The organism is Brevibacterium sp. OS20, assembly GCF_056837565.1.
Window position 1 is genome coordinate 713,909 of record NZ_CM166367.1, and the last position, 17,455, is coordinate 731,363.

At 63.9% G+C, this 17,455-nt stretch carries 18 protein-coding genes and 1 pseudogene; 11 read left to right on the plus strand and 8 right to left on the minus strand.

What is annotated here, in order from left to right; all coding sequences use genetic code 11:
* Positions 1-22 precede the first annotated feature (22 nt).
* On the minus strand, positions 23-871 hold the full coding sequence (locus ACVZTU_RS03010; protein WP_482401370.1) for a DUF3500 domain-containing protein: 849 nt from the start codon (positions 869-871) through the stop codon (positions 23-25).
* Between the two features lie 26 nt (positions 872-897).
* On the minus strand, positions 898-1,830 hold the full coding sequence (locus ACVZTU_RS03015) for a diacylglycerol/lipid kinase family protein (protein ID WP_139470102.1): 933 nt from the start codon (positions 1,828-1,830) through the stop codon (positions 898-900).
* Positions 1,831-1,989: 159 nt separating this feature from the next.
* Between ACVZTU_RS03015 and ACVZTU_RS03020 the strand changes: the two genes are divergently transcribed.
* Positions 1,990-2,469, plus strand: a complete 480-nt coding sequence (locus ACVZTU_RS03020) for a hypothetical protein (RefSeq protein ID WP_482401371.1) — start codon at positions 1,990-1,992, stop codon at positions 2,467-2,469.
* 638 nt (positions 2,470-3,107) lie between these two features.
* Here the strand turns inward: ACVZTU_RS03020 and ACVZTU_RS03025 are convergent.
* The gene (locus ACVZTU_RS03025) at positions 3,108-3,539 is read right to left on the minus strand and encodes an Hsp20/alpha crystallin family protein (RefSeq protein WP_209324119.1); all 432 of its coding nucleotides are present in this window, start codon (positions 3,537-3,539) and stop codon (positions 3,108-3,110) included.
* Positions 3,540-3,585: 46 nt separating this feature from the next.
* Here ACVZTU_RS03025 and ACVZTU_RS03030 point away from each other — a divergent pair, with 46 nt between their 5' ends.
* Together ACVZTU_RS03030 and ACVZTU_RS03035 are read left to right on the plus strand one after the other, a co-directional pair.
* Positions 3,586-3,957, plus strand: coding sequence for a MerR family transcriptional regulator (locus ACVZTU_RS03030; RefSeq protein ID WP_482401372.1), 372 nt, complete (start codon positions 3,586-3,588; stop codon positions 3,955-3,957).
* Entirely contained in the window at positions 3,957-4,148 is a 192-nt protein-coding gene (locus ACVZTU_RS03035) for a hypothetical protein (RefSeq protein WP_482401373.1), read from the plus strand. The genes ACVZTU_RS03030 and ACVZTU_RS03035 overlap by 1 nt, the downstream gene beginning before the upstream one ends.
* Positions 4,149-4,282: 134 nt before the next feature.
* Here the strand turns inward: ACVZTU_RS03035 and ACVZTU_RS03040 are convergent, their stop codons facing one another.
* Complete coding sequence (locus ACVZTU_RS03040) at positions 4,283-5,830, minus strand: AMP-binding protein (RefSeq protein ID WP_482401374.1); 1,548 nt, start codon at positions 5,828-5,830, stop codon at positions 4,283-4,285.
* A gap of 148 nt (positions 5,831-5,978) precedes the next feature.
* On the opposite strand from ACVZTU_RS03040, the gene ACVZTU_RS03045 reads away from it, so the two are divergent.
* Entirely contained in the window at positions 5,979-6,785 is an 807-nt protein-coding gene (locus ACVZTU_RS03045) for an SDR family oxidoreductase (protein ID WP_482401375.1), read from the plus strand.
* A gap of 23 nt (positions 6,786-6,808) precedes the next feature.
* Here the strand turns inward: ACVZTU_RS03045 and ACVZTU_RS03050 are convergent, their stop codons facing one another.
* The 3 genes and pseudogenes from ACVZTU_RS03050 to ACVZTU_RS03060 all read right to left on the minus strand — a co-directional run.
* Positions 6,809-8,194: an MFS transporter gene (locus ACVZTU_RS03050; RefSeq protein ID WP_482401376.1), complete on the minus strand. Its 1,386-nt coding sequence runs from the start codon at positions 8,192-8,194 to the stop codon at positions 6,809-6,811.
* A gap of 93 nt (positions 8,195-8,287) precedes the next feature.
* Positions 8,288-8,884 carry a phosphotriesterase family protein gene (locus tag ACVZTU_RS03055; protein WP_482401377.1) on the minus strand — a complete coding sequence of 199 codons (597 nt, stop codon included), beginning with the start codon at positions 8,882-8,884 and terminating at the stop codon, positions 8,288-8,290.
* A gap of 97 nt (positions 8,885-8,981) precedes the next feature.
* A pseudogene (locus ACVZTU_RS03060) lies at positions 8,982-9,320 on the minus strand (phosphotriesterase family protein); the annotation flags it as partial.
* Positions 9,321-9,428: 108 nt separating this feature from the next.
* Here ACVZTU_RS03060 and ACVZTU_RS03065 point away from each other — a divergent pair.
* The 7 genes from ACVZTU_RS03065 (at position 9,429) to ACVZTU_RS03095 (ending at position 15,939) form a co-directional block, all read left to right on the plus strand.
* Positions 9,429-9,908, plus strand: a complete 480-nt coding sequence (locus ACVZTU_RS03065) for a MaoC family dehydratase (protein WP_482401378.1) — start codon at positions 9,429-9,431, stop codon at positions 9,906-9,908.
* Positions 9,909-9,922: 14 nt separating this feature from the next.
* Positions 9,923-10,705: an SDR family oxidoreductase gene (locus ACVZTU_RS03070; RefSeq protein ID WP_482401379.1), complete on the plus strand. Its 783-nt coding sequence runs from the start codon at positions 9,923-9,925 to the stop codon at positions 10,703-10,705.
* 131 nt (positions 10,706-10,836) lie between these two features.
* Positions 10,837-11,844 carry an NADPH:quinone oxidoreductase family protein gene (locus ACVZTU_RS03075; protein WP_482401380.1) on the plus strand — a complete coding sequence of 336 codons (1,008 nt, stop codon included), beginning with the start codon at positions 10,837-10,839 and terminating at the stop codon, positions 11,842-11,844.
* A gap of 36 nt (positions 11,845-11,880) precedes the next feature.
* Entirely contained in the window at positions 11,881-13,104 is a 1,224-nt protein-coding gene (locus ACVZTU_RS03080; RefSeq protein WP_482401381.1) for an acyl-CoA dehydrogenase family protein, read from the plus strand.
* The gene (locus tag ACVZTU_RS03085; protein ID WP_482401382.1) at positions 13,101-14,123 is read left to right on the plus strand and encodes a phosphotransferase family protein; all 1,023 of its coding nucleotides are present in this window, start codon (positions 13,101-13,103) and stop codon (positions 14,121-14,123) included. Before ACVZTU_RS03080 ends, ACVZTU_RS03085 begins: the two co-directional genes overlap by 4 nt.
* A gap of 48 nt (positions 14,124-14,171) precedes the next feature.
* Positions 14,172-14,858, plus strand: a complete 687-nt coding sequence (locus ACVZTU_RS03090; protein WP_139469847.1) for a TetR/AcrR family transcriptional regulator — start codon at positions 14,172-14,174, stop codon at positions 14,856-14,858.
* A 109-nt stretch (positions 14,859-14,967) separates the two neighbouring features.
* Positions 14,968-15,939 (plus strand): alpha/beta fold hydrolase, encoded by a 972-nt coding sequence (locus tag ACVZTU_RS03095; RefSeq protein WP_482401383.1) that lies wholly within the window; start codon positions 14,968-14,970, stop codon positions 15,937-15,939.
* 169 nt (positions 15,940-16,108) lie between these two features.
* Here ACVZTU_RS03095 and ACVZTU_RS03100 read toward each other — a convergent pair whose 3' ends face one another.
* Positions 16,109-17,380 carry a cation:dicarboxylate symporter family transporter gene (locus tag ACVZTU_RS03100; RefSeq protein WP_482401741.1) on the minus strand — a complete coding sequence of 424 codons (1,272 nt, stop codon included), beginning with the start codon at positions 17,378-17,380 and terminating at the stop codon, positions 16,109-16,111.
* Between the last annotated feature and the right edge of the window lie 75 nt (positions 17,381-17,455).

Sequence of the window (17,455 nt, forward strand, 5' to 3'; positions counted from 1 at the left end):
CGACTACACCCTCAGATTGTGCTCATCGGGTGTTGCTTTCGACTCGACCGTCAGTTCGACGCTGCCACTGGCGGACCCAGGCGCGGCCGTAGTCGTTGCCGTTGGTTACGCGCATGAGCGTGTGCACATGGAAGCGCTGGGGGACGTCGTAGTCGAGGAACACTCCGCAGTGGTGGTCGAGTTCGATGATGAGTACTGGTGACTGGAATCGGTAGTAGAACACATCTCCCGGCTCGGTCCCACCGATCCAACTGAAATACGACTCGTTCAGATGTTCCCTGACTTCGCGCACCTTCGCGCGACGCGGCCCCTCGGGCAGGATGTTGAGGAAGGTCGCGACGAGGTCGACGACCGCTTCCTGTGCCCGCGCATCCAGCGTGGCCACCTGCACCCCCTCGTAGGGGATGACCCGATTGTCCTGAAACGCCCCGGCCAGATGGCGCCCATCGCCGGGATGGATTCGCCCTTCGGGCATCGCAGGATCGACGATCACGTCGTAGATGACCGCCTCGGCGTGCTGATTCTCGCTCATGCACGCGATGAGGTCGGTGCCGGCGTCGACGCGATCGTCGAAGGATCGCAGGCCCGCGTGCGGCCCCGCGTCGATTTCGTTTGGCTCAGCGCCGTGAAACACCGGGGCTATCGTCATCCGTCCCTCGACGACGAGGCAGTTGACGGCGCAATGATGTCCATAGAGCTGCCATCCCCAGGGAGCCCTGACATCGGGAGTGCCGTAGACGGCGAAGTTGTATGAGAACTCCCCGAGGACGTTCTCCAGACCCACGACCTCGCCGAGGAATCCGTTGATGAGCATCATCGAGTGGGTGAGTTCGAAGCCCTCCTTGCTCAAACTCGCCCGGACGAGGTCCAACGCGGTGCCCTGTAGTCTCTGCCGGACTAGCGCACTCGCAGCGCCGCGGGCTTGATCGTCACATCGATCCGGTTAGTTTCACCGACTTCGTCACCGTCAACCTCGACGATGCGCGGCTGCTCAAGCTCAATCGTCAATGAAGAAATCCGCTGATGTACCGCGCTCTCACTGCTCTGCGCAGACTCGTCCTTCGCCATCATCTTCCGCAGACCGTTATCCCACACCATGTTCTTCATCGTGTCGAGCCAACCGGCGACACCCTCTGCCTTGAGGATAAGGACATCCAGTTCACCATCGGTGGGATCGGCATCGGGAAGGAGAGTGATACCACCCTGCAGCGTGCCGCAATTGCCGACGATGAGCGTATGCGCCGACTCGTGCCCGATCGGTTCACCTCCGCGTGACAGGTTGATCTCCATGACATCGCTGGCAGAGACGGCACGCCCAAGCGACTCAACATAGGCCAGCCATCCTGCCTTGTCCTTAAGGTCATCGTTGGTCTCTGTGATCATGTGGGCATCTATTCCGAACCCGGCCATGACGACGAAAGGCTCACGATTCATGCCCTGGGGAAGGGTGACCTCCACCCAGCCCATGTCGATTTCGCGTGCTGTGCCGTTGAAGGCGCGATCCATTGCCTCGCCCAAGCTGTTGAGCGGAACGTCGAGATTGCGGGCTAGGAGGTTCCCGGTCCCCAGCGGAACGATGCCGAGCTCGGCAGAGGAGCCGATCTCCGCGAGGTGACCAGCGATCGCACGGACTGTCCCGTCCCCTCCTGCCGCGATGATCACTTCAGCACCGGCATCGAGCGCGGCCTGCGTCGCTGATTTGCCGGGATCGTCTTCCTCAGTTTCGTGCCACGTGATATCGACGCCAGTCTGTGTCGGGAGCGCGGCCTCAAGGTCTGCCTTCTCGGTCTTGGACGGATTCCACACAATGCCGACATGATTGGCATTCATTTCGGGTCCTCTTCTTAGACGATGCTGCGGGTGGTGTTGCTTGGGCATCGGCTTCAGCCGTCGGCCTGTTCACAGGCTAGCGCAGTCGTGACCACGTCAGGCAGGCAGCCCGCTCTGATCCAGCCCAACCTCCAGCTACTTCCAAGGATGGAGGGCGCCATGATCACCTCCAGCGACCCGACCGGCCGTCTCGTCCGCCCGGCTCGGGGCGGACGGACTTCGATCACAGACGCTCACCAGGCTGACGGCTCTGCGACGGGATGCTCACCAACTGGCATTGCCGACGCACAGGCATTGGAGCCGAGAGCCTTTTCGGTATATAACACTGACATCAATCACGACACCGTTGGACCGAAGCTAGGTGATGAGAAGTTGCGTTGGGAACAGACAGCGATAGAGACCGCTAAACAGGTTCATCCCGATCCCGAGTTTGATGTCCTGGGACACTCCTATTCGCTTTCGGCGTTGCGTGAGCACAAACGGGAAGCATTCGTCGATGGTGCACGATGGCAACGAAGCAGACTCGGAAGCGATGAGAGCGTCGAACGCGTCCGGGCGTACCTCCGCGACACTGTCGGCATAGACGTCGACGAAAGTACTCCCCGCGAACTGGTCAAGGCGTTGCTTAAGGAGTCCTGAGGCGGTCAAGCGACACAGGCCGCTGGCCGGCCGAGGATCGATAGCGGGATGATATCGCTTTGCCAATCAGTGCTCGAGCGTGCCTGGGCCAGACAATCAACAGTTTCTCCAAGAAGCTAACCAACACGGTCTCCTCATCTCTCATCTCAACCGAACATGGTCTGGCCCCGGGGGATGCCCCGGGGCCAGAAGGGGAAGCCGTGGGCGGGCCCGCATCACTTCGTCGTCATTGTGACGTCACTGCCGCGCATCTTGCGTCGAGCACACTGGTAGAAAGACTTGCGGGCGCGACCACACGGCTGCATAGCTCAACCTGGTTGTGGAAACGTCTCACCTCCTTTCAACGATGAAGTCAGCGCCGTTTGAACCGGGGAGGAGAGCGCTGACAAGCGAGGATTCGGTGGGCGATGACCTGGGCTGCTGAGAGGCCGGGCGACCGGAACAGCTGCCACGATTCGGAGTGCCTGACGACCCGGCACCTGCAGTGACTCACGGCCTGCGGTCCATCACCTGTGTGGTGACTTGTGTCGAGGTCCCGCAGTTCGCGGTCGCTGAAAACGATCGCCCAGAACGCAGCATCGATACCCAGCTGGACGTCTGGTGCACACGTCTGCATGGCAACACACCACCAGTTGTGGTCAGGCGCTGATGGCTGCCGGTTCAGCAGAGCCCGAGTTGATGGCGATCTTGCGGGGTTTCGCTGATTCCGCTACCGGGATGCTGAGTGTGAGCACACCGGCGTCGTAGTTCGCCGTGATGTTGCTGGTGTCGAGGTTGTCGCCGAGGACGAGTTGTCGGCTGAAGGTCCCGCGGGGTCGCTCTGCCGCGACTGAAGACTCCCCATGGTCGGGGGCGGGCCGTTCAGCTTTGACGGTGACGACGTTGTTCTCCACGTCGAGGTCGATGTCGTCAGGATCAATTCCTGGCAGGTCGAGTTCGACGCGGAAAGTATCGCCGTCGCGCCAGGCGTCCATCGGCATCATCACCGGTCGGGCCGTTGTGCCGGTGGCTCCGAAGATTTCTCTGCTCAGGCGTTCGACTTCGCGGAATGGGTCAGTGCGCATCATGATCATTGGTGAAACCTCCTTTGCTGGATAGTGGATTCGTGCAGATGATATGATCTACATCATCTGGTGGACATATTATTTAGTCGATCCGAATAAGAATGTCAACACTCAGTCAGGAGAAATTTTGAGAGAAGGGGAGATGGCGATTTCAGAGTCTGGTGGGCGCTTGTTCTCGATTTCGCGTGTTGCGGAGTTGACCGGTGTCGGGGTGCAGTCATTGCGGCAATACGAGGCTCGTGGGCTGGTGACTCCTGCTCGGAGTGAAGGTGGGACGCGACGGTTCAGTCGCGCGGATATTGCTCGTCTGCGGCGTGTGCGCGAACTGGTTGACGTGGGCGCGAATCTCGCTAGCATCGGAATCATTCTCGATCTGCAGGATGAGAACACCTCGCTTCGGTACGAATTGAGGAGGAGGCAATGATGGCAGACAGTGACCGCCCCGGCGTCGAAGTGCCCGGGCCGGATTGGAACGAACAGCTCGTCGACGCCGCAACGCATATCGACGACGGTTACGAAGAGGCTGAGCCTCACTGGGGAGCAATCCGCGAAGCGGATGCGGGCGATGTTGCCGATCAATCCATCGTTGTCGAGGTTGATGATGAAGACGGGTGAGAAGCCGCGCTGATCTGATGGCGGCATATCGGGCTATAAGGGGAAGTTGCTGTGCTTCTTCCATCGGCCTTGCCGGCGTTCGAATGCGAACCGTTCCGCCCGCAACCGCCTGCCGACGATGATGCCCGCCTGTCTCAGCGTGCCTCGGTGCTCGGGGTGAACATGCGCACGATCTCGCGTTTGAGGATCTTGCCGCTGGGTCCTTTGGGGAGTTCGTCGAGGAATTCGATGATCCGCGGGATCTTGTAGGCGGCGAGATTCTCCCGACAGAACCGCTCGACCTCATCGGCGTCGAGGTCGGAGCCTGGGGTGCGGGCGATGACAGCCGTCACCTGCTGACCGTACTTCTCGTCCGGGGTGCCCACGACGCTGGCCTGATCGACCTCGGGGATCTCATAGAGGACCTCTTCGACCTCGCGCGGGTAGACGTTGTATCCGCCGTGGATGATGAGGTCCTTGATGCGGTCGACGATGAAGAGGTACCCGTCCTCGTCCACCCGGCCGAGGTCGCCGGTGCGGAACCAGCCCTCGGCGTCGAGCACCTCGGCGGTCGCCTCGGGTTTCTTCCAGTAGCCGGCCATGACCGCGGGCCCACGCAGCAGCACCTCACCCACCTCACCGGCAGGCAGCTCGTCGGCGGTGGTGGGGTCGATGATCTTGACCTCGAATCCGGGCACCGCCGGACCGACGCTCGTGGGCTTCCTCGTCCCGTGCAGCGGGTTGAACGTGCCCAGCCCGGACGTCTCCGTGAGCCCGTAGCCCTCGGCCAGCGGTGCCGTGAAGCGATCTTCGACCCGACGGACCACCTCGGCGGCGATCGAGGCGCCTCCCGAGCTGATGATGCGCAGGTCCGGTGCGTCGCCCTCGGGTGCCTTCGCCAGCACCGACATCCACATCGTCGGTACGCCGGAGACGATGGTCGTCTGATCCTCGGCGAGTGAACCGATGAAGCCCTGCGGATCCCAACGGGGGAAGAGCGTCACCGGTGCACCGGCACTCATCGCCGGCAGGGTGACGGCCGCCAGACCGAACACGTGGAAGAGCGGCAGACCGGTCGCGGACCGATCCGACGGGGTGGCCTCGATCATTTCGCGGACGATGTCGGTGGCCGAAATGAAATTGCCCAAGGTCAGCATCGTCCCCTTCGGCTTGCCCGTCGTGCCCGAGGTATAGAGGAGCGCGGCGAGGTCATCCCAGGCGAAATCGGCACGATCGACGGTGACATCGGACTCGGCGCCCACCTCGGCGCGCGGACCCTCATTGCCGACGATGGCCAGGGTCCGGAAGCCGACATCGTGCTGCGCAGCCGCGGTCTTCCCTGCCTCGGCCGAAGCAGGGTGAGCCACGAGCACGCGGGCCTCCGAGTCGGCGAGGATGTAGTCGAGCTCCCTGACCGTCGAGAGCGGATTGACGGCGACGACCACCAGCCCGGCAGCGTGCGCACCGAAGAACTCGATGAGGAACTCCGGGCAGGTGGGCGCGATGAGCACGATCCGATCACCCGGGCGGACATCCGCAGTCAGGTACCGGTCACGCGCGGCACCGATCTCGCCGAGGAGGCGCACCTTCGACAGTGACACCCGATCCGGTCCCGGAGGCGTGGCCGCTGCGACGGACTCCGGGTGCTTCTCCGCCCAAGGGGTGAGCAGGTCAATGATCGATGTGCGGGACTTCGTGGTCATGAAACTCCTTTGGATCACGACGTGGACGGGCTCGCGCGGGGCTCGACAGCAATGCGTGGATGCTGAAATACTTGAAACTGAGTACAGGTTCAACTATAGATCGGTCGTGTTTCGGACACAACGGGGTGCGCCGGAGAGGAAGAGGACTATGGACATCGAGGGGCGTACTGCCGTCGTCACCGGGGCCGCATCGGGGATCGGGGCGGCGCTGGCCACAGCCCTGCACGAGCGCGGGGCCCGGGTGCTGCTGGCCGACCTCGCCGAGGCGGTCACGGACACCGCGGCACAACTGGGCCAGCCGCACTGGACCGGGGACGTCTCCACGGCAACAGGCGTCGACGATCTGCTGGCCGCTGCCGACCGCGAACTCGGCGACGTCGATCTCTACTTCGCCAATGCCGGGATCGCCGGAGCTCCCAGAATCGGCAGCGAACGCGACTGGGACCGCATCCTCGACGTCAACCTGCGAGCGCACATCCGCGCCGCCGAACGGCTCGTGCCTCGCTGGCAAGCCAGGGGAGAAGGATATTTCGTGGCCACCGCCTCGGCGGCGGGACTGCTCACTCAGATCGGGCAGGCCGGCTACTCGGTGACCAAACACGCCGCACTCGCTTTTGCCGAATGGCTGTCAGTGACCTACGGCGACGAGGGCGTGGGTGTCTCTGTGCTCGCCCCGATGGGAGTGAACACGAAGATCCTGTGGGGAGAGGACCCCGACTCCCTGAGTGCGGAGGAACTCGCCGCCCAGCGTGCCGTGTCCGAAGCCGGAAACGTCCTCGAGCCGGCAGACGTCGCCGAGACCGTCATGGCCGCCGTCGAAGCCGAGACCTTCCTCATCCTGCCCCACCCCGAAGTCCTGGATATGTACCGGATGAAGGGGTCGGACTACGACCGCTGGATCCGCGGGATGCGCCGCTACCAGGCAAAGCTGCGTGGCAGCGGCGCTGCGGGCTGAGCCGATTAAGCAGGCTGGGCCGACTATGCAGGATGGACCTCGACGGCCCCCGCGCGAAGATGCTCACCTGGTACTGCCGTCGGAGACTGCCTGACGGACTTCGGGTTCGTCTCCTTCAGTGCCAGCGTTGACACGACGGTGATCAGGGCCATCGCACACACGAACAGCGTGATCCCCAGCGTCGATCCGTCCATCTTCGCGATCAGCCACGTCATGACGATGGGCGTCGAGCCCGACACGACGATCGCGCTGAGCTGATAGGCCAGAGAGACCGCGGAGAAGCGGATCTGCGGGGCGAACAATTCGCCGAAGTACGCGGCGATCGGGGCGTAGATGAGTGACTGGAACACGCTGGCCACGCTGATCGAGACCGCGAAGAGGACGATGTCCGTCGTATTGATCAGGGCGAAATAGGGGAACGCCCACGCCAGCAGGCCGACGCCACCGATGATGATGACCGGACGGCGACCGATCTTATCGGCGAGCCTGCCGCCGATCAGAATGGTGGCGATGCCGAACACGCAGGAAAGCATGGCGGCGATGAGCATCTGCCCGTAGTCCATGCCCAGATAGCTCGTGCCGTAGGACAGGGCACCGGCGATCGTGATGTAGAAGACGCAGTTCGTTCCCGACAGTGTGCCCGCTGCCAGCAGGATCGTCTTCCAATGAGACCTGATCGCCTGCCACAGCGGTGCCTGCACGACCTTCGGCTTGGCCGCGGACACATCGTTCTCGAGCTTCCTGAACTCGGGGGAGTCCTCGACTTTGAGCTGGATGTACATGACGATCGGCACGAGCAGTGCCGTGGCCCAGAACGGGATTCGCCAGCCCCAGGAGACGAATGCCGCCTCATTGACCGTGGACGAGACGATGACGAAGGCCAGATTGCCGAGCAGGGCGCCGGTGGGTACGCCGACCTGCATGAACGACCCGGAGAAGGCCCGATGCTTGGGCCCGGCGGACTCGCTGAGCAGCAGTGCCAGTCCGCCCCACTGTGCGCCGCAGGCGATGCCCTGGACGAATCGGCACGTGACGAGCAGGACCGGGGCCATGATGCCGATGCTCCCCGCCGATGGCAGGCAGCCGATGAGGAAGGTGAAGACGGCCATGCCCAGCAGGGCGATGACGACCATGGGTTTGCGGCCGATCTTGTCGCCGAAGTTGCCGGCAACGAGTCCGCCGACCGGTCGCGCGATGAAGCCGGTGGCGAAGGTCGAGAACGACAGGAGTGTGCCGGTGACGCCGCTCGAATCAGGGAAGAAGACCTGAGGGAAGACCAGTGCGGCCGCTGTGCCGTAGAGGAAGAAGTCGTACCACTCGATCGAGGAGCCGACGAGACCGGCGGCTCGCAGTCCGGCATGTTTGGCCGGTGTCACCTGTGATGGGATGGTGTGTGCGGTGGCTGACATGGGAGATTCCCTTCATCGTTGAAAATGGTCTCTCAGTGCATATGGTCAGTGCGTGGGGTTGGAACATGTGGTCGGTACGTGTGCTCGGGGGTGTCACTCGAAGTAACGGCGCGGGTTCTTCACCAGCATCGTGTCGATATCGTCTTCGGTCACGCCCTTGTCCAGCAGCATCGGAATGACGTCGTCGCTGATGTGGCGGAAGTGCCAGTTGGGTTGGATCTGCGCCTTTTCTTCCTGAGTGAAGTAGTCGATGTAGCACGCCGCATCGTGGGCCAGGGTGATGCGTTCGGCATAGCCGCGACGGACGAGTTCGACGATGGTGTCCACGCGTGGTTCGGTCGGCAGGTAGGCGTCGATCCCGAACCGGTCCATGCCCAGGAAGGATCCCGCCTCGGCGATCTGGGACAGGTAGTCAAGGTCCGTCGAGTCGCCCGAGTGGCCGATGATGACCTTCTCCAAATCTGCGCCCTCTTCCTTGAGCACGCGTTGCGTGACTAGGCCGGAACCAGTGGCTGGATTGGTGTGGACGGTGATGGGAGCTCCGGTCTGGGCGCTCGCCTGCCCGACTGCCCGCATCGTGCGCTCGACTCCCTCGGTGAGTCCGGGGGATTCGATGGCGCATTTGAGGAATGCGGCTTTGACGCCGGTGTCGGCGATGCCCTCCGTGAGGTCGCGGACGAACAGCCCCACGAGTGGTTCCGGTTCGTCGATGAGGAGGCCGGGGCCGCGATGTTCGAACTGGTGGGGGGAGATCGGTGAAAGTGTAGAGGCCGGTGGCCACGATGATGTTGAGATCGGTCTGCTCGGCCACCTTCTGCACTCGGGGGATGTAGCGTCCGAGGCCGACGACCGTGGGATCGAAGATCGTGTCGATGCCTGCGGCCTTGAGGTCATTGAGCTTGGTCACGGCGTCGGAGATTCTCTCCTCGTCGTCCCATGTCGTGTCATAGTTCTGCCGCATCTCCTCGCTGAGGACGAAGATGTGCTCGCGGACGAGGGTCCTGCCGAGTTCGCTGCTGTCGATGGTGCCGGTGACGGTCTGGACTTCTGTCATGGGTGCCGCTCCTTTGCGTAGACGTCCCTGCCGTGTGGTGTGTTTCGGTTGCACCTTGAAGTGACCCGGCATACACGGCTAGTCTCAGACTAATGAATCTGAACTCAATTTCAAGAGTGGTTTCAGATTCCGGATTCACCTGATCGATTCCGACTCGCTCCACTGATCGAAAGGCAGACAATGACGACTCCCATCAGGCCCACGACGATCGCCGAGATCGACGCGCTCGTCGGCAAAGAACTCGGTCCCACCGGCTGGCACACGCTCGTCCAGGACGACATCAACACCTTCGCCGACCTGACGAATGACCACCAGTGGATCCACGTCGATGAGGATCGTGCCGCTGAGGGTCCCTTCGGCGGCACGATCGGCCACGGTCTGTTCACCCTGTCTCTGGGACCGGCGTTCATGGAGGAGCTTATGGCCTTCGACGGGTTCGCCCACAGCCTCAACTACGGCTACGACAAGGTGCGCTTCCCGCAGCCTCGACCAGTGGGCTCAAAGGTGCGCATGCGGGCCACGATCTCCGCCGTCGACCCGCGCGGAACCGGTTCCGCACAGGTGACCACCACCCAGATCTTCGAAGCAGACGGCATCGAGAAGCCGATCTGCGTCGCCGAATCGATCGGCTACTTCACCGAACACGACGCAGACATCTGAACAAGGGAGTTTCCATGGACATGTCGACACTGTTTGCGCTGAAAGGGCGCAGCGCGCTGATCACCGGCGGCTCGCGCGGAATCGGCAGGATGATCGCCGAGGGATTCGTGCAGTCGGGCGTGCGCGTCTACATCACCGCCCGCAAGGCCGAGGCCTGTGACGCGACCGCCGCCGAACTGTCCGCACAGGGGACCTGCGTGTCCCTGCCCGGCGACATTTCGACGAAGGAGGGACTCGCCTCGGTGGTGGCCCGACTCCGGGAGCACGAGACGAATCTGGACATTCTCGTCAACAACGCCGGTGCCGCCTGGGGTGCGCCGTTCGACGAGTTTTCGGAGGACGGGTGGGACAAGGTCATGGACCTCAACCTCAAGGCGATGTTCTTCCTCACGCAGGCACTCGCGCCGGACCTGCGGGCCGCCGCGGCCGCGGGCGACCACCTCGCCAAAGTCATCAACGTCGCCTCGATCGACGGCATCCGACCCAATCCGCTGGAGACCTACAGCTATCACGCGTCCAAGGCCGGAGTGGTCCACCTGACCAAACGCTTGGCCTCCCGACTGGCCCCGGACGGAGTGATCGTCAGCGGCATCGCCCCCGGAGCCTTCGGGACGAAGATGAACAAGGACGCCCGCGACCACGGCGACGAGGTGAAGACGCAGATCCCGGCAGGACGGATCGGCACCGGTGAGGACATGGCCGGCGTCGCCGCCTACCTCGCTTCTCGGGCCGGGGACTACGTCGTGGGGGAGACGATCGTCGTCGACGGCGGTGTCGTCGCCTCCTCCCGTCTCTGACCACCCCGCCGCTCAGGCACGCTCCCGCTCATCCGCACTGAGCCCATCGCATTGATGGGCGAGCACATTCCATACGTGCGCGAACTCGTCACAAACGTTCGCGAACCCCGACGAAAGGACACCCGACCATCATGAGAGCAATGCAGCTGAGTGCCACCGACGGCCCCGGCTCCCTCGAACTGCGCGACATCGAGACTCCGACACCCGGGCCTGGCGAGGTCCTCATCGACGTCGCCTATGCCGGCGTGACCTTCCCCGAACTGCTCCAATCTCGCGGGCAGTACCAGATGCAGCCGCCGCTGCCCTACACAGTGGGGTCGGAAGTCTCCGGAGCCGTGCGTGAGCTGGGCGAAGGCGTCACCGGTCTCAGCGTCGGCGACCGCGTCGCCGGGGTGGCGAATACGGGGGCCTACGCGGAGTCCATCGTCGTCCCGGCCGCCAGCGTCCTCCCGCTTCCGGAGTCCGTATCGCTGACCGCAGGAGCAGGAATGCCGATGAACCTCCTGACCGCGGACTTCGCGCTGCGCGTGCGCGGGAGACTCGAACCGGGTCAGACGGTCCTCGTCCACGGCGCCGCAGGCGGACTCGGCAGCGCCCTCGTCCAGGTCGCCCGCGCCTACGGCGGAGAAGTCGTGGGCGTGGTCTCGACCGAGGAGAAGGCGGAGACGGTGCGCAGCCTCGGCGCTTCTCGTGTGGTCTTGGCCGAACGGTTCAAAGACACGGTCAAGGACCTGCTCCCTGGCGGTGTCGACCTCGTCGCCGACCCGGTCGGCGGTGATCGGTTCACCGATTCCCTGCGCACACTGAAGACCTTCGGCACTCTTCTGGTCCTCGGATTCACCGCAGGATCCATCCCCGAAGTCAAGGTCAACCGTCTGCTGTTGAACAACATCTCCGTGGCCGGAGTGGGGTGGGGCGCGGCACTGGCCGGACGACCGGAGATGGTCGCCACCCAGTGGGACGCGCTGTGGCCGCATCTGAGTTCAGGGGCACTCGATCCCGTCATTCACAGCGTGCTCCCGTTGGAAAGGGCGCAGGAGGCCCTCGAGCTCATCGACTCCCGATCCGTGCGCGGCAAGGTCGTCCTCGAAGTCAGAGGAGAGACCGGCGGCGCCGGTGCCCATGATCAACAGACCTGACACCGCATACACCCCCTCACCGAGAAAGCAGGAACTATGGACTTCGCACCAGATGAGACGACCCGCGACTACCAATCCAGACTCAACGCCTTCATGGACGACTTCGTCTACCCCGCGGAACCGGTCTACCACCGGCAACGGGCCGAGGCCGGGGACCCGAACTTCCACCCGCCCGTCCTCGAAGACCTCAAACGTGAGGCCCGGTCCCAGGGACTGTGGAACCTGTTCCTGCCATACGACGAATGGGGAGCAGGACTGACGAACCTCCAGTACGCGCATCTTGCCGAAATCACAGGACGCAGTGCGGAGATCGCCCCAGAGGCCATCAACTGCAACGCCCCCGATACCGGGAATATGGAGGTCCTTGCGCTCTTCGGGACCGACGAGCACAAGGAGAAGTGGCTCAAACCGCTGCTCGACGGTGAGATCGCCTCAGCGTTCTGCATGACCGAACCGGCGGTGGCGAGCTCCGATGCGACGAACATCGAGATGAGCATCGCCTCGGACGGAGACGACTATGTGCTCAACGGGCGGAAATGGTTCGCCTCGAACGCTCTGCACGCCAACTGTCAGGTCTTCATCGTCATGGGCAAGACCGACCCGAACGCCGAGACCCACCGGCAGCAGTCGATGCTCGTCGTCCCCAAAGACACCCCCGGCATCACCGTGGTCCGGGGACTGCCGGTGTTCGGCTACCTCGACCGGGAGGGCCACGCAGAGATCATCTTCGAGGATGTGCGAGTGCCGAAGACTGCGCTGCTGTCCGGCGAGGGCGACGGATTCGCCATCAGCCAAGCCCGGCTGGGTCCGGGCCGCATCCACCACTGCATGCGCTCGATCGGGATGGCCGAGCGAGCCCTCGACCTGCTCATCGACCGTGCTCAGGAGCGGGTGACCTTCGGTCAGCCGCTGGCAGAGCGGGCGAACATCCAGGACTGGATCGCCGAGGCGCGCGTCGAGATCGAAGCCACCCGCCTCCTCGTGCTCAAAGCTGCGTGGATGATGGACACGGTCGGCAACAAGGAAGCAGCCACGGAGATCGCGGCCATCAAGGTCAAGGCCCCGAACATGGCGCTTAAGATCATCGACCGGGCGATCCAGGTCCACGGTGGCGGCGGAGTCACCGACGATTTTCCGTTGGCCAGCTTCTACGCCCATCAGCGCACCCTGCGTTTGGCCGATGGCCCCGACGAAGTCCACAAACGGTCGATCGCGCGGCGTGAACTGCGGCGCAGGAAGAACGCACGGGAGTCTCGATGAGCGTCGAACTCGATCTGTCGAGCCTGGCCGGCTGGATGCGGGACGCCGGCGAGCCGGTGACCGGTTCGCTCCGCGGGACCCGTGTGGGGCAGGGGCAGTCGAACCTCACCTACCGCATCGACGACGAGGCGGGGCGGTCGTGGATCGCCCGTCGTCCCCCGCTGGGGCACCTCCTCGCGTCGGCCCATGACGTGGCCCGGGAGCATCGGATCATCTCCGCACTCCAAGCAACCGGAGTGCCGGTTCCAGCCACCCTCGGTGTCTGTGAGGATTCCGCAGTCGCCGATGTCCCCGTGGTCATCATGGAACACGTCGAGGGAACCGTCATCGACGACGAGAAGGCCGCCCGAAATCTCGGCCCCGAGGCGCGCAGACGTCTCGGCCTCGAACTCGCTCGGACCCTGGCGAAGATCCACGCCGTCGACATCGACGCTGTCGGCTTGGGCGACCTGGCGTCTCGGAAGCCCTATGCGCCGAGGCAGCTGAAGAGGTGGAGCCGCCAACTCGAGGAGAGCCGGACCCAAGACCGCCCCGATCTCGACGCTCTCACGACGGTGCTGACCGAGCACCTGCCCGAGCCTGGCGAGATCACTCTGGTCCATGGTGACTTCCACATCCGCAATGTCATCATCGACAGCGCCACCGGTGACATCCGAGCAGTGCTCGATTGGGAACTGGCGACACTGGGTGACCCGCTGGCCGATGTGGGCAGCTCCTTGGCGTATTGGACGCAGGCCGGCGAGGTGCCCGACGGCGCCCCGACTGCAGTTGACGGATTCCCGACCCGCGCCGAGATCTCTGCCGAATACCTGGCTGTCTCGGGTCGCAACAAGCGAACGCTCGGCTTCTGGCACACACTGGGGCTGTGGAAGATCGCGATCATCGCCGAAGGCGTCCGTCGCCGCGTCGCGGACAACCCTGCGAACGCCGCTGCCCACGGCGTGCCCACGGCCCGCGACGTCCAGGCGATCATCGATCAGGGATGGGCTGTTGCGCGGGAGAGCGGGCTGACCTCATGAGCTTGCACTCTGCCCGTGCCCGAGAAATGGATTGTAGGATTGGCTGTCATGTCGACGACCGAAGGCTCAGCTGAGGATCTCCCCACGCTCGTGGATACCGCGCTCCTGCGCGATCTCCCGACGACCACGAGGGGAACCCGCACCCGAGCGGCCTTGGTCGCCGCCGCTCGAGTCGTGTTCGAACGTGATGGCTTCATCGATTCTCGGCTGACCGACATCACCAAAGAGGCCAAGTGCTCCACGGGCACGTTCTACACCTACTTCGACAGCAAGGAGCAGGCTTTCGCTGCTGTGCTCAGCGAAGCCCAGGAGGACATGCTCCACCCGGGCCCGCCGCACAGCGGCGACGAAGAGCGCACCGTCATCGAGCAGCTGCGAGCCGGACACCGTGCATACATCGAGTCGTATAAGCGCAACGCGAAGCTGATGCTCCTGCTCGAACAGGTCGCCGCGATCGACGCGAACTTCCGTCGACTGCGCCTCGACCGGGCGCGGGCCTTCTCCAGACGCAACTGCCGGTGGATCCGAAAGCTTCAGGACGAAGGGTATGTCGACCCGAGTCTCGACCCCCTCATGTCCGCCCGGGCGCTGTCAGCGATGGTCGGGCGGATGGCGTACTTCAAATATGCGGTCGAGGAACCGGACTGGGGCAGTGACGAACTGCTCGTGGAGACTGCGACGAAACTGTGGATCAACGCACTGGGCATTCCCACCGACGGCTCACGTCGCAAATAGCAGTCACCGGGCCGTCGGGTGCCCAGCATCGGCCGAGGGCCCAGCGGCCGGTGGCGGGTGGCCGCTGGGCCGAGAACCCATGCACCTTGATCAACGAGGAGACTGACCCATGACAATATCGACGACGTCCCAGCCCTACAGCGGTGCCCCTTTCGACAACGCATCGGTAGCCGCGCGCTTGGCGGAGCTGCCGACGACCGCCGACGCCGAGGCGCTGACGGTGTCCACCGACCAGGGAGAGTTCACTGCTTTCCGGGCGACACCTGCGCATCCGGATCCCGACCTCGGCGACGCGATCCTTCTGCACGGGTGGCCGGAATACGCGTCGTGCTGGGAGAAGACCGCAGCGCTGCTCCTCGAGCAGGGAATGGGTGTGTTCGCCTACGACCAACGAGGATATTCGCCGGGAATACGGCCGGATTCAGTCGGGGAGTATACGATCGCGCGCCTGGTCGCCGACCTCGACGAAGTCTCCCGCGCGGCGGGACTCGAACGCTTCCACCTCGTCGGTCATGATTGGGGCGGACTGGTCGCGTGGCCCTTTGCCGCGAACCACCCGCAGCGTCTGCACACCTGCACCGTCGTGTCGACGCCGCACCCCAGAGCGCTGGGCAAACAGCTGAAGACGGACGACGATCAGTATGAACGCATGGGCTATATGCGGTCGATCCAAGACCACCCGGAGGGAGTGGCCCGAACATTGCTGCGCGATGACGGAAAGAAGCTGGTCGATCTCTACGGCGGCGCCGTCCCCGAAGATCTCGCAGCCTCCTATGTTGCGCGATTCAGTGAACCGGGGGCTTTTCTGTCCGTGCTCAAGTACTACCAGGCGATGGATGGCCGCGATCGGACGCCGAGCACTCCCGTCACGGTACCCACCAGTCTTGTGTGGGGCAGCGAGGATATTGCCTTTTCCCGCGCAACCGCAGAGCTCAGCGCTCGCTACGTCGAGGGTCCTTATCGTTTCGTCCCGCTTGAAGGGGCCTCCCACTGGCTCCCCGAATCACACCCGAACGACATCGCTTCCACGGTCATCAACCAGGCACGGGAACACGCAGCGGACCGCCTGAGATGTAATTAGTTTCCCGGCGGCCCGGAGGACCGCTGTGAACCCGCCAGGGCGTCAGCCGATGACATGACGATACTGCGCCCCCGCCTCGGCGAGGGGAGACGAAACACCACGGGTGCCGACGTCCTCACGATGAGGACATCGGCACCCGTGGTGGTTGTGGAGCGGGAGCGATTGGAAGTCAGCTCACGGCGACCTTCTCGCCTTCGGCGGGACGTTCCGACTCGGCGGGCGCATCGTGGGCGTCCGGCTCGAGCGAGAGCTCGTCGAACGGGTTGTCACCCGACAGGGTGGCGCGGGCGACGTCGAGGTCGATCTCGTTCGTCCACTTGCCGATGAGCAGGGTGGCCACGGCGTTGCCGGTGAAGTTCGTCAGCGCACGGCACTCGGACATGAACTTGTCGATGCCGACGATGACGCCCATGCCGTCGAGCAGCTCGGGGCGATGCGACTGCAGACCGGCGGCCAGGGTGGCCAGGCCCGCACCGGTGACTCCGGCGGCGCCCTTGGACGCGATGATCATGAACACGAGCAGCGAGATCTGTTCGGGGATCGACATCGGCATGCCCATGGCCGAGGACACGAACAGCGAAGCCATGGTCAGGTAGATGGCGGTGCCGTCGAGGTTGAACGAGTAGCCGGTGGGCACGGTGATGCCGACGACCGGCTTCGAGACTCCGGCGTGCTCCATCTTCGCGATGAGGCGCGGCAGGGCCGACTCGGACGACGAGGTGGAGAAGATGAGCAGGAACTCACGGGCCAGGTACTTCAGCAGCAGGAAGATGTTGAGCCCGGTGACGATCTTGAGCAGACCGCCGAGGACGATGACGATGAACAGCGCACAGGTGAGGTAGAAGGCGCCCATCAGAGTCGCCATCGCCCCGATTGCAGCCCAGCCGGTCTTGCCGACGACCGCGGCGATCGCACCGAAAGCGCCGACGGGAGCGGCCCACATGATCATCATCATGAGCTTGAAGACGACAGCCTGGATGTGCTTGATTCCGGTGAGCACGGGCTCGCCGGCCTTGCCCATCGACTGCAGAGCGAATCCGACGAGAAGCGCGAGCACGAGAGTCGGCAGCACCGGGATGTCACCGGGGATGAGGCTCATGAGGAAGCCGACCATGCCGCCTTCCTCGCCACCGGACGCCTCTTCGTACGGCTGGAGGTGGAGTCCGTCGCCGGGGTGGATGAAGTTGCCGACGACGAGCCCGATGACAAGGGCGAAGGTCGCCATGACCAGGAAGTAGATGAGGGCCAGGCCGCCGACCTTGCCGACGGTGGCCGCCTTCGCCACGGAGCCGACGCCGAGGACGATGGTGCAGAAGATGACCGGGGCGATGATCATTTTGATGAGAGCGACGAACGCCTTGCCCAGTGGTTCGAGTGCGATTCCCGCCTCGGGGGCGATGAGCCCGATGGCGGCACCGGCGAACACGGCCACGATGACCATGATGTAGAGCCAGTGAGTGCGATCCTTCTTCCGCTGCGGGGCACCCTGATCGGTGGCCGCTGCGGTGGCGTTGCC